This is a genomic window from Flavobacterium sp. ZB4R12 (assembly GCF_048276375.1).
GTDB classification, from domain to species: Bacteria; Bacteroidota; Bacteroidia; order Flavobacteriales; family Flavobacteriaceae; genus Flavobacterium; species Flavobacterium gawalongense.
In genome coordinates, this window is sequence record NZ_JBLNKS010000005.1 from 130,664 (window position 1) to 142,448 (window position 11,785).

7 protein-coding genes and 3 tRNA genes are annotated in these 11,785 nt (G+C 34.1%); 5 read left to right on the plus strand and 5 right to left on the minus strand.

The annotated features are described in order from the left end of the window. Nucleotides 1-3: 3 nt before the first annotated feature. Both gyrA and ACNO7W_RS05135 read left to right on the plus strand, forming a co-directional pair. Nucleotides 4-2,628: a DNA gyrase subunit A gene (gyrA, locus tag ACNO7W_RS05130; protein ID WP_417937287.1), complete on the plus strand. Its 2,625-nt coding sequence runs from the start codon at nucleotides 4-6 to the stop codon at nucleotides 2,626-2,628. A 47-nt stretch (nucleotides 2,629-2,675) separates the two neighbouring features. Continuing rightward, nucleotides 2,676-3,944, plus strand: coding sequence for a tetratricopeptide repeat protein (locus ACNO7W_RS05135; protein WP_143387817.1), 1,269 nt, complete (start codon nucleotides 2,676-2,678; stop codon nucleotides 3,942-3,944). A gap of 60 nt (nucleotides 3,945-4,004) precedes the next feature. Here the strand turns inward: ACNO7W_RS05135 and ACNO7W_RS05140 are convergent, their stop codons facing one another. Both ACNO7W_RS05140 and ACNO7W_RS05145 read right to left on the minus strand, forming a co-directional pair. After that, nucleotides 4,005-4,766, minus strand: coding sequence for an NlpC/P60 family protein (locus ACNO7W_RS05140; RefSeq protein WP_417937288.1), 762 nt, complete (start codon nucleotides 4,764-4,766; stop codon nucleotides 4,005-4,007). A gap of 70 nt (nucleotides 4,767-4,836) precedes the next feature. Then, nucleotides 4,837-6,015 (minus strand): acetyl-CoA C-acyltransferase, encoded by a 1,179-nt coding sequence (locus ACNO7W_RS05145; protein ID WP_417937289.1) that lies wholly within the window; start codon nucleotides 6,013-6,015, stop codon nucleotides 4,837-4,839. Nucleotides 6,016-6,244: 229 nt separating this feature from the next. On the opposite strand from ACNO7W_RS05145, the gene ACNO7W_RS05150 reads away from it, so the two are divergent. From ACNO7W_RS05150 to ACNO7W_RS05160, 3 genes are all read left to right on the plus strand, one after another. Then, nucleotides 6,245-6,328 (plus strand) — tRNA-Ser (locus tag ACNO7W_RS05150). Nucleotides 6,329-6,346: 18 nt separating this feature from the next. Beyond that, a tRNA-Pro gene (locus ACNO7W_RS05155) sits at nucleotides 6,347-6,421 on the plus strand. 22 nt (nucleotides 6,422-6,443) lie between these two features. Next, nucleotides 6,444-6,517 (plus strand) — tRNA-Arg (locus ACNO7W_RS05160). 479 nt (nucleotides 6,518-6,996) lie between these two features. On the opposite strand, the gene ACNO7W_RS05165 is transcribed toward ACNO7W_RS05160, so the two are convergent. The 3 genes from ACNO7W_RS05165 to ACNO7W_RS05175 all read right to left on the minus strand — a co-directional run bounded on the left by ACNO7W_RS05165 (nucleotide 6,997) and on the right by ACNO7W_RS05175 (nucleotide 11,785). Continuing rightward, nucleotides 6,997-7,752, minus strand: a complete 756-nt coding sequence (locus ACNO7W_RS05165; RefSeq protein ID WP_417937290.1) for a phosphatase PAP2 family protein — start codon at nucleotides 7,750-7,752, stop codon at nucleotides 6,997-6,999. A gap of 71 nt (nucleotides 7,753-7,823) precedes the next feature. Beyond that, nucleotides 7,824-10,865 (minus strand): efflux RND transporter permease subunit, encoded by a 3,042-nt coding sequence (locus ACNO7W_RS05170; protein ID WP_417937291.1) that lies wholly within the window; start codon nucleotides 10,863-10,865, stop codon nucleotides 7,824-7,826. Further along, the gene (locus tag ACNO7W_RS05175) at nucleotides 10,862-11,785 is read right to left on the minus strand and encodes an efflux RND transporter periplasmic adaptor subunit (RefSeq protein WP_417937292.1); all 924 of its coding nucleotides are present in this window, start codon (nucleotides 11,783-11,785) and stop codon (nucleotides 10,862-10,864) included. Before ACNO7W_RS05175 ends, ACNO7W_RS05170 begins: the two co-directional genes overlap by 4 nt.

The following is an 11,785-nucleotide window of genomic DNA, read 5'->3' on the forward strand; positions in this document are numbered from 1 at the left end:
CTTATGTCTGAAGGAGAAAAGTTAATTCCTATTAACATTGAAGATGAAATGAAAACAGCTTACATCGATTATTCGATGTCTGTAATTGTATCCAGAGCACTTCCAGATGTTAGAGATGGCTTGAAACCAGTACATCGAAGAGTATTATTTGGAATGCATGATTTAGGAGTTAACTCCAGATCTGCCCACAAAAAGTCCGCAAGAATTGTCGGGGAAGTTCTTGGAAAATACCACCCACACGGTGATACCTCTGTTTATGATGCTATGGTTCGTATGGCACAAGAATGGAGTATGCGTTATTTATTGATTGACGGTCAGGGTAATTTTGGTTCTGTAGATGGCGATAGTCCTGCAGCGATGCGTTATACAGAGGCTAGAATGCGTAAAATTTCGGAAGAAATCTTGGCGGATATAGATAAAGAAACGGTTGATTTTAAATTGAATTTTGATGATACACTAGAAGAGCCAACAGTTATGCCAACTCGTGTTCCTACCTTATTAATAAATGGTGCAACAGGAATTGCAGTAGGTATGGCAACAAATATGCCGCCTCACAACTTAACCGAGGTAATCAATGGTACATTGGCTTACATGGATAATAATGATATTGAAGTTGACGAGTTGATGACGCATATCAAAGCACCGGATTTTCCTACTGGTGGTATAATATATGGTTATGAAGGAGTTCGTGAAGCATTCAAAACCGGTAGAGGACGTATTGTAATGCGTGCTAAAGTAGGTTTTGAAGAAGTTGACGGAAGAGAATGTATTATCGTTACCGAAATTCCTTATCAAGTCAATAAAGCCGATATGATTAAGCGTACGGCTGATTTGGTAAATGATAAAAAAATTGATGGAATTGCAAATATCCGAGATGAATCGGATAGAAACGGGATGCGTATCGTTTATATTTTAAAACGTGATGCGACACCAAACGTGGTTTTAAACACACTTTATAAGTTCACGCAATTACAATCTTCGTTTAGTGTAAACAATATTGCAATTGTAAAAGGGCGTCCGCAAATGTTGAATCTAAAAGATTTGATTCATTATTTTATCGAACACCGTCATGATGTGGTGACACGCAGAACGCAATTTGAATTGAAAAAAGCGGAAGCAAGAGCGCATATATTAGAAGGATTAATTATTGCTTCTGATAATATTGATGAAGTAATTGCTTTAATCAAAGCTTCAAAAAGTACAGAAGAAGCAAGAGAAAAATTAATCGAAAGATTCAAATTATCCGATATTCAATCTCGTGCAATTGTAGAAATGCGTTTGCGACAATTAACAGGTCTGGAACAAGATAAGTTAAGAACAGAATATGATGAAATCATGAAGTTAATCGAGCATTTGAAAGCTTTATTAGCAGACATAAACTTGAGAATTGCTTTAATTAAAGAAGAATTGACTGAAATTCGTGAAAAATATGGAGATGAGCGTCGTTCTGTAATTGAATATTCAGGTGGTGATGTGAGTATTGAAGATTTAATTGCTGATGAAAATGTGGTAATTACGATTTCGCATGCAGGATATATTAAACGTACAAATCTTACAGAATACAAAACGCAGAATAGAGGAGGAGTTGGTCAAAAAAGTGCTGGAACAAGAGACCAAGATTTCTTAGAACACATGTTTGTGGCAACGAATCACCAATATATGATGTTCTTTACCCAAAAAGGAAAATGTTTCTGGATGCGTGTTTATGAAATACCAGAAGGAAGTAAAACCGCTAAAGGTAGAGCGATTCAGAATTTAGTGAATATTGAAAGTGACGATAAAGTAAAAGCATTTATCTGTACCCAAGATTTAAAAGACAAAGAGTATATCAACAGCCATAACCTTATTATGGTGACCAAAAAAGGTCAGGTTAAGAAAACATCTTTAGAGAAATATTCTAAACCAAGGGTAAATGGAGTTGCGGCAATCACTATCAAAGAAGGCGATGAATTATTGGAAGCAAAATTAACCAATGGAGAAAGTCAAATTATTTTGGCTGTGAAATCTGGTAAATTAGTTCGTTTTGAAGAAACTAAAACCCGTCCAATGGGAAGAACAGCTTCTGGAGTTCGTGGAATTACCCTTAAAGATGATACTGACGAAGTTATTGGCATGGTTACTGTAAATGATATGAGCAGCGAAATTTTAGTTGTTGCCGAAAACGGATACGGAAAACGTTCTAGCCTTGACGAATACAGAATTACAAATCGTGGTGGTAAAGGAGTTAAAACCTTAAATATTACTGAGAAAACAGGTAAACTGATTTCGATAAATGCAGTTACAGATGCTGATGATTTAATGATTATCAACAAATCTGGATTGACTATCAGAATGGCTGTCGAAGATTTGAGAGTTATGGGACGTGCTACGCAAGGAGTGAAGTTGATTAACATCAAAGGAAATGATTCTATAGCTGCTGTTACAAAAGTAATGAAAGATGATGTAGCTGAAGTGGTGGTTGATGAAGACGGAAATGTTATTGAATCTGAAGCTATCGAAAGAGTTAAGCCAGTATTAGAAGTTCTTGAAGATGAAGGAACTGAGGAAGAAGATGATGAGGAAGATTCTGAAGAGAGTGAAGAGGCTGAAGAAGATGCTGAAGACGACGATTCTGATGATGAAGCATAAAAATAAGAATGTAAACAAGAATAATTATTAAACAAAAACAAGAAATTATGAAAAGTAAATATGTAATACTTGCATCAGCATTATTGATATCAGTAGCTACTTTTGCTCAAAAAGATCAAATTAAAGCTGCCGAAAAAGCATTGAAAGGCGGAAATTCTCAAGAAGCTGCAACAATTTTGCAAGGAGCTGAATCTTTGATTACTAATGCTACAGATGCTGAAAAAGCACAATTTTTCTTTGTAAAAGGAAATGCTTTATTAGACTTAGCAAATAAAAATGTTGATACTAATACGAATCTTTCTCTTGCTGCAAAAGCATATCAAGATTTGATTGCTGTTGAACAGACTTCTGGAAAAGTTAAGTATTCTACTCAGGCAGCTACATCAATTACACAGATAAAATTTAAATTAATTAATAGTGCGATAGCAGATTCAAAAATAGAGAAACACTCGGATAGCGCTAAAAAATTATATGATGCTTATTTGTTAGATAAAAAAGATACTCTTAATTTATATTATGCAGCTTCTACTTATGTGAATGCTAAAGAATATGATTCGGCTCTTAAGTTATATGAGGAGTTGAAAAACTTAAATTATTCTGGAAAGGGAACGAGTTATTTTGCGGTGAATAAATTATCAAGTGAAGAAGATGTTTTTGCAACAGCTCAAGAAAGAGACAGAATGGTGAAACTGGGAACTCATGAAAAACCAAGAACTGAAGCTATTCCTTCAAAAAGAGGAGAGATATATAAAAATATGGCTCTTATTTTGGTTCAAAATGGAAAAACTGAAGAAGCTAAAAAAGCTATTGCTGAGGCTAGAGTTGCAAATCCTGATGACACTTCGTTGATTTTGACAGAAGCTAACTTGTATTTAGAAACAAAAGATTTTGATACTTATAAAAAATTAATCTCTGAAGTATTAGAAAAAAATCCTAATGATGCTGATTTGGTTTTTAATTTAGGAGTTATAAGTACTACTGCTAATAACACCGTTGAAGCTGAGAAATATTATAAAAGAGCCATTGAAATAAAACCAGATTATGTAAATGCTTACCTTAATTTAGCGATTTTAAAACTGGATGCTGACAAAAAGCTTTTTGAGGAAATGAATAAATTAGGAAACTCAGAAAAAGATAATAAGCGTTATTTGGTTCTTAAAAAACAACGAGAAGCGGTATTTATGGATGCTTTACCGTATTTAGAAAAAGCGAGTGAATTGGATCCATCAAATAATGAGGTTAAAGCTACTTTGTTGAACGTTTATGGGGCATTAGAAATGACTGAAAAGAAAAAAGCATTGAAAGCTAAAATGTAATAATTCTTATTGAAGATTAAAAAAAAACCTATCTCGAATACAATTCTTGATAGGTTTTTTTTATATGATTTTTTTGATGACCCGAAGTTTGTGTGTATGCTTGTTTGTTTCGGGATTATAAATACCGAGATGATCTAATCTGTCAATTCGTATTTTTCCACTGGCGTGAATAATATAATTGTCTTCCATGATGATTCCTACATGAATAATATTGCCTTCGTCGTTGTCAAAGAAAGCTAAATCTCCGGGTTCACTTTCTTCAATAAAACTTAAAGGTTCTCCTTGAGTTGCTTGTTGTGACGCATCGCGTAATAATTTATATCCGTTGAGTTTATAAACCATTTGTGTAAAACCGGAACAATCAATACCAAAAGGCGTTTTTCCACCCCATAGATAAGGAGCATTTAGATACAAAAAAGCGGTATTGATTAAACCTTCTCTGGGTTTGATACCGCTGATTTTAGTTCCTTCAAAATCAAAATTTGAAGTGTTGATTTCATTGTAATTTAAAAATGATATAGATGAACCTAATGGAATTGGGATTAAAAGATTATTTGGTGCTGTAATGTATTCTATTAAATCAGCGTTCAGAATGATTGCGTCTTCAGACAATTGATTGAAACTTGACTCGGAAATCAGTTGGAATTGTTTAGAATCTATCCAGCCTTCATAATCATCATATTGCATTTTGATTCGAGACCATTGTTTTAGCTGTTCTAAAATTTCAAAATGTTCGCCAAATAAAACTTGAGAAACGATTTCGCTTCTGTCACTGGGTTCAAAGCGAAGTGGTATTATGGCTAGATTGCAAATTCCAAACATTTAGGTCAATTTATGGTTAAGAATCATGAGTTACAAGTTTCAAGACTTGTAACTCATGACTTATAATTATCTAGGCTTTTTCAATAACAATTGCCGAAGCACCACCACCACCATTGCAAATTGCAGCAGCGCCGATTTTGCCATTATTTTGTTCTAAAACATTCAATAAAGTAACAATGATTCTTACTCCAGAGCAACCTAACGGATGTCCTAAAGATACTGCACCGCCATTTACATTTATTTTATCGTCTTCTAATTCTAGGATTTTTGCATTAGCAAGACCAACAACAGCAAAAGCTTCGTTGAATTCAAAATAATCAACATCATCTATCGATAATCCTGCTTTTTTTAATGCTTTAGGAAGGGCTTTTGAAGGGCTTGTGGTAAACCACTTTGGTTCTTGAGCATAATCAGCATAGCTTCTAATATAAGCTAACGGTTTTAGTCCTAAAGCTATTGCTTTTTCTTCGGTCATTAATACTACTGCTGCTGCACCATCATTTATCGTTGAAGCATTCGCTGCAGTTACAGTTCCATCTTTGGTAAAGACAGGGTTTAATGACGGTATTTTATCTAATTTCACATTCGTGAATTCTTCATCTTTAGAAACTATTATAGGGTCTCCTTTTCTTTGAGGAACAGCTACAGGAACTATTTCATTATCAAATTTTCCAGAATCCCAAGCTTTTGCACTACGCTCATACGATTGAATTGCGAAGTTATCTTGGTCTTCACGGGTAATATTATATTCTGTAGCACATAAGTCAGCACACACTCCCATAGCGCTGTTGTCGTAAGCATCAGTCAGTCCGTCTTTCTGCATTCCGTCAATCATGGTTGCAGGACCAAATTTAGTTCCGTTTCTCAAATGCATATAATGTGGAATTAAACTCATGTTCTCCATTCCACCAGCAACTACAATTTCAGCATCTCCGCATTGTATTGCTTGCGCACCCAACATAACAGCTTTCATTCCAGAAGCACAAACTTTATTTATTGTGGTACAGGCAACCGTATTTGGTAAGCCGGCAAATAGTGCTGCTTGACGAGCAGGAGCTTGTCCTACACCAGCCTGAACTACATTGCCCATAAATACTTCGTCAACTAAATTTGGATCTAATTTTATTTTTTCCAAAGCACCTTTTATTGCGACCGCACCTAATCTTGGAGCAGTAACTGTAGATAATCCCCCCATAAAACTTCCGATAGGTGTCCTAACGGCAGAAACGATAACAACTCTTTTGTTCATAACTTATAAAATGTTGGTTTATGAAGCAAATTTAATCTTTTTTAAACAATTTCAAATTTAGATTATGTCATTATCTTTTTTTAAATTTATTTTCATTCTATATGTTTGATTGTGAAGTGTTTTTGTGAAAATGACAAAAAAGATTAAAAAAAATACCTCAAATAGTTGTGAGAAGTCTAAAGATGTCTTAAATTTGCAACCGCAAAACAGGACACGTTTCTTTGAGCTTGGAGGGGTGCCAGAGTGGTAATGGAGCAGTTTGCTAAACTGTCATCGAGCAATCGATGCCAGGGTTCGAGTCCCTGTCCCTCCGCTTAATATTTTTGCACTTCGGGGTGTAGCGTAGCTCGGTTATCGCGCCTGCTTTGGGAGCAGGAGGCCGCAGGTTCGAATCCTGCCACCCCGACTAGATTTTTTACATGAGCAATGGAGGCATAGCTCAGCTGGATAGAGCACCTGCCTTCTAAGCAGGCGGTCGAAGGTTCGAATCCTTCTGCCTTCACTTAAAAGGCAAAATACATTTTTTATGTATTTTGCCTTTTTTTAATATATAAATAATTGATAATTAGGTTGTTATATGTAAAATGGCTAGGAATTGAATTTGTAAATATTTCTATTGTATTTTAGATGTAAAATAGTAAGACTCTCCCTGTGTCTGTTTTAAATAACTAATAATCAGCTATTTAATACTTTAAAATACATTATTTCTAGCATTTGGTTCGACATGTCCCAGCATGATAGTTAATGGGGTTCGAATCATGTTGTAAATACATGATAATCAGTTTATTATATAAATAAGCAAGCCCTTTTTACCTGTAAAAAGCAAATAAAACCATCTTTTTTATAAAAAAGACAACTTCAGAAGCAATTTGCGGTGTAATGTTCGAACCATCAAAAGGTGTCTTCTCAATAATTTTTAAATATTTTTCCTCAGCCTCTGAAATACTTAAATCACAAATTTTCAAGTGTGAAGAAAAATATTTAAAAATTTATCACCAGACCACAACCTAATTGCTTTCCATTATAAAAAGGCGTTAGTAATGTTGTGGTGTTTTTCTCTTTAGTGTTAAATATTTTTTTGTTGATATAAGGATTAATCCAATAAGCAATTTTCGTGCTTAAAATACCTATTCCGGCACCCGCAGCAACATCTGTTAGCCAATGTCTGTCATTGTATATTCTGAAAAGCCCTGTTCCTGTGGCAACAACATAACCTGAGATCCCGTACCAAATTGATTTGTCTTTGTATTCCTGCCATAAAAATTCAGCTCCGGCAAAAGCTGTTGCAGTATGGCCTGATGGGAAAGAATTATTTCCAGAACCGTCTGGTCTTGGAACTTTCGTAATTGATTTAAGACTTAAAACAGCGGTTGACATGATGATATAAGAAGTAACCAATATTATTGAGCGATCCTTCAGATTATTTTTCCCTTTTATTCCTGCGGCATTCAGTGCATAAACCGAAGCCGCAGGTGCATATTGTGAGAAATCATCAATAGTAATTTTCTCATCTATATGCTCATTTACTTCTTCTTTAATTTCAGAATTAAAATTTTTTATCTGGTCGCTTTCAAGGCCTATAAAACCATATCCAATTAATACAGCTGGTATAATAAGCTGTTTGTAATTGAATTTTAAATTTCCCAGAGCATCTGTTTTCGAAACAGTATCTGTTTTTATTTGTTGCGCATTTATAGTTGCAATACTAAAGAATAAAAATAGAATTATTTTTAACATTAGATTTTTTTTTATAATTATAGACTAATTTTGAATTCTTTTATTTTTTTGGCACTAAACTATGTCAAACATTACAAGTGCTTTTCATTTTTAAAAACAAAACACAATAAACTTGGTAATACCACTAACAGCAAAGGCATAGCGATTATAAAACCGCCAATTACAGCAATAGCAAGCGGTTGATGCAATTCTGATCCTGTTCCAATTCCTATAGCCAGAGGCAGTAAAGCGATAATAGCGCCCAATGCCGTCATTAATTTTGGTCGTAATCTGGTTGAAATAGAGTAAATTAAAGATTGATTTACATTTCCGGTAATCTTGAAAGTTTCTCGGAATTGTAGAAAAGTAAAAATGGCATTCTCACTAATAATCCCAACAATCATAATAATTCCAGTGTAGCTTCCAACATTTAAAGGTGTTTTTGTAATGAAAAGCAAAATATAACTTCCTGAAATTCCTAAAACAGAAATTAAAAGTATAATTATTGCTACTCTAAAATCCCTGAATAAAAATAAAATAACACCAAAAACCAACAACGATGAAGCTATTAAAATCATTAATAATTCTTTGAAAGATTGTTGTTGTTCTTTGTAAGCTCCAGCATATTCAATATAATAACCACTAGGAAGATGAATACTATTTGTTACTTTAGTTTTTATTTCCTGCATCACACTTCCTAAATCTCGATTATCTAATCTTCCTGTTACCACACTCATCGTTTGAAGATTCTCTCGTTCTATCTCTGCAATTCCTTTTTGCACATTTATATTTACAAGTCTTGTAATTGGTATCGATTGTCCGTTAGGTAAAAACAGTTGCAGTTTTTTAATATCTTCTAAACTCCTTTTTTCAGAGTAAGGATAAATTAATCGTATGGGAATTGTTTGCTCGCTTTCCAATAAATGTCCAATTACATTTCCTTCTAACGCAGTTTGCATTTGAAATTGCAAATCGGTTGGCGTTATTCCAAATTGTGCCAATTGGGAATAATTAGGTTGAATATTTATGGATGGTCCTGCCAAAATAATTCCGTCAAAAACATCGGCTGTTCCTTTTACTTTCTCAACAATAGCATTAACTTGCTTTGCAATTTTGTGCAATTCAGCTTGATTATTCCCGTAAATCTTAACTTCTATTGGGGACACTGAACTCATCAAATCACCCAACATATCACCAATAACCTGACCAAAATCAATGCGTAAAGCGGGTTGTGTAGCTTCTACTTTTGCTCTAATTTCATCAATAACATCATTACTGGTTTTGTTCCTGTCTTTTTTTAATTGAATTAAATAATCACCAAAATTGGGTTCGGTAATAAAAAATCCCATTTGCGTACCCGTTCTTCTACTGTAGGCTTCTACCTCGGGAATTTGAATTATAATTTTCTCTACTTCATTAAGCATTCTATCAGTTTCTTCCAATGATGTCCCCGGAGGACTTTCATAATCAAGAATAATGCTGCCTTCATCCATTTCCGGTAAAAAACCAGTTTCTAAATTAGGTACTGTTAGTATAATTGAAAGTAGTAAAACAATACAAAAAGCTATACTTATTATTGGTCTTTCAATGAAGTAAGCCACCCAATTTTGAGTTTTTACTTCGTGAATTTCGTTTCGTTTCTCGGTCACTGCATCTATTTTTTCTTTTTTGGAAAGCAGTAAATAAACAACAGGCAGTAACAACCATGTTACAAAAAATGAACAAACCAAAGTAATAATCATTGTATCGGTTAATATTTTAAAATAAGAACCCGCCACACCACTCATCAATACAAATGGGAAAAAAATCACGATGGTACTTAGGGATGAACCCACCATTGCCGGAAACAAATAATGAATTGCTTTTTGCAAAAGCGAAACTGTAGGTTCATCAGGATGTTCCTCGTGAGTTCTATGAATTTGCTCGACAACTACAATCGCATCATCAATAATTAAACCCAATGCCGCAGCTATCGCACCAAGTGTCATAATGTTGAATGTTTGTCCTGTGAGATGCAGAATAATTAAGGTGAGTCCCAAAGTAACCGGAATAATTATCAGAATTGTGACACTGGCTTTCACTGATTTTAAAAACAAAACGGCAACAATTATGGCTAATAATAATCCGATGAGCAAACTATCTGTGACACTTTTTACTGCATCATTTACAAAATTAGCTTGTTCATAAAATGGCTTTATGCTAATTCCTTTCGGAAGGATTTTTTTTAATGCTTGCAACTTTTCATTCATCGCACTCGAAAGTGAAATCAAATTAGAATTGGGTTGTTTTATGACTGCTACAAGGATGCTTTCTTTACCGTTGGCATTTACTTTTATATATTCTTTGGCTTCGCGAATTTCTACCGATGCAATGTCTCTTAGAGTGACAATTCCTTTTCCGTTGTTGCGAATGACCAAGTTTTCTAATTCGTCTTTCTTATTGACTTGTGCATCAGTAATCGTGAGATACAAATAGCGATAATCAGACAAATATCCATTAGATTTAATAAAGTTAGTTTCATTCATTACCTGTGTAACCGCATTTGGCGTAATGCCAAGCGCTGTCATTTTATCAAAGTCTAACGTTAACCAATATTCTTTTTCTTTGCCACCAATAATTCTAATTTCAGAAACACCTCCTATTTGGGACAAAAAAGGTTTAATTGTTAAGTTGGCTATTTTTTTGAGTTCGATTGATGATTTACCTTTTCCCTCAATGGCATAGCCAATGACAGGAAGAATAGAAGGGTTCATTTTCTCTACCGTAATTTGCGTATCTGGCGGAAGATTATTTTTTATCTGATTGATTTGTGCCTCAATTCTTGTTTTACTCAAATCTATATCAGATTTCCAATCCATAAAAGCCGAAATCTCACAACTTCCCCTACTAGTCGTACTTCTAATGGTTTTTAAATCCTGAACTTTTTTTATAGCATTTTCGAGTGGTTTTGTAATGGTAATCATCATTTTATCGATGGGCTGTTGGCCTGCATCGGCAATGATTTTTATCTTTGGAAAAGTAATCTCTGGAAATAAGCTGGTTTGCATTTTAGAATAGGCAAAAAAACCACCCAAAATGATTAGGAAAACAACAGAACTTAAGCCGTTTTTATGTTTAACAAAAAAAGTATTCATCTTGATTCGTTTTTAACTATTTTGACTTTTATAGTATCTCCAACTCCGTAATTTCCAGTAAGTACTATTTTATCTTTACGAGTTAAATTTGGCGAAAGAATTTCTACTTTGTCTTCGGTTTCAATTCCTTTTTTTATAGGGATTTTTATAGCTGTATTGTTGTTAATCATCTTCATTATCCAGAAATTAGTTTCTGTTTCATCACTCAAAACTGCCGCTTTTGGCAATGAAATGTTTTTTGAACTTGAGGCTTTTTCTATCCTGACTTTTACGATTAAATTCTCCGGAATATCTTGTTTGCCAATAATTTTCAAAATGACGCTTTGTGTTTGCGAAGTTACATCGACTGTTGGCATAAACTTTTGAACTTTTGCTTTTACAGATGTTCCGTCAGGCATAAACACCGAAAATATTTTACCAATTGGAACTTGTTTTTTCAACTCGTAAGGTAGACTTAAAACGATGGCAAAGCTGTTGGCATCGTTAATTGTAACGAGCTGGTCACCATCTTGAACATAGTCTCCCTGTTGTACATTGATAAAAGTGATGTAGCCATTTGTATTTGATCTTACTTGAATTGCATTTCCAAAATTCAAACTTGGGTCAATTTTATTTATTGTATTTCCCAAAACTTTTGCTTCTCTGGTTTTTATTGAAAATAATACTTTACCGTTAGAAACATAATCGTTCACGGCAACATTTACCGAATTCAAGTAACCGGTTGCATTTGCTTTTATAACATTTTTTACCAAGTAAGTTGCTGTTGCATTCAAATCGACAAAACTTTCAATCGCTGAAGTGTCAATTGAAGTTAAGGTTACAGGAACGCTAGCATCAATTTCTTTTTCTGGCTCATTTTTTCCATTACAAGAAATAAGAAGAAGCGAGATTACGGCAAAAAATAGAATTGATTTCGTCAT

What these genes read in the sequence shown, in the direction of transcription:
- gyrA (WP_417937287.1), top strand. Translation starts at nt 4, where the DNA reads ATGTCTGAAGGAGAAAAGTTAATTCCTATTAACATTGAAGATGAAATG.
- ACNO7W_RS05135 (WP_143387817.1), top strand. Translation starts at nt 2,676, where the DNA reads ATGAAAAGTAAATATGTAATACTTGCATCAGCATTATTGATATCAGTA.
- ACNO7W_RS05140 (WP_417937288.1), bottom strand. Translation starts at nt 4,766, where the DNA reads ATGTTTGGAATTTGCAATCTAGCCATAATACCACTTCGCTTTGAACCC.
- ACNO7W_RS05145 (WP_417937289.1), bottom strand. Translation starts at nt 6,015, where the DNA reads ATGAACAAAAGAGTTGTTATCGTTTCTGCCGTTAGGACACCTATCGGA.
- ACNO7W_RS05165 (WP_417937290.1), bottom strand. Translation starts at nt 7,752, where the DNA reads ATGTTAAAAATAATTCTATTTTTATTCTTTAGTATTGCAACTATAAAT.
- ACNO7W_RS05170 (WP_417937291.1), bottom strand. Translation starts at nt 10,865, where the DNA reads ATGAATACTTTTTTTGTTAAACATAAAAACGGCTTAAGTTCTGTTGTT.
- ACNO7W_RS05175 (WP_417937292.1), bottom strand. Translation starts at nt 11,785, where the DNA reads ATGACGAAATCAATTCTATTTTTTGCCGTAATCTCGCTTCTTCTTATT.